Source organism: Pyxidicoccus fallax (genome assembly GCF_012933655.1).
Lineage (GTDB): Bacteria > Myxococcota > Myxococcia > Myxococcales > Myxococcaceae > Myxococcus > Myxococcus fallax.
Genome location: NZ_JABBJJ010000821.1, coordinates 1 through 381 on the forward strand (window position 1 = coordinate 1; position 381 = coordinate 381).

Below are 381 nucleotides of genomic sequence, written 5' to 3' on the forward strand. Positions count from 1 at the left end.
GGGCAGGGCGGTGGGCTCCACCTGGGGCTGCGCGCCGAAGTGGCGCAGCGCCACCTCCAGGTCGGGCGGGAAGGGCGTGCGCGAGCGGAGGTTGGCGCCGGCCGCCTCGGCCAGCAGGGTGACGGCCTCCTGGTGCGGCAGCTCCACGGTGCCGCCGTGGGCCAGGCCCTCCTTGAGGAGGCGCCGCCAGTTGCCGCGGCTCTTGTCGCCCACGCGCAGCTCGATGACGCCGAGCACGTCGGAGACGACGGCCTGCACCACCTCCACGCCGCCGCCGCGCTGCGCGCGGGCGAGCACGAGGGCCCGCTCACCGGCGCTGGTGATGGTGGAGGCCATGGCGGACAGGGCCTCGGCGGCGGGCGCGGCGGGGCGCGGGGCCTC

1 pseudogene is annotated in these 381 nt (G+C 78.5%); it reads right to left on the reverse strand.

The features are described 5' to 3' along the window. Positions 1 to 381: pseudogene (locus tag HG543_RS54325) on the reverse strand (hypothetical protein); the annotation flags it as partial.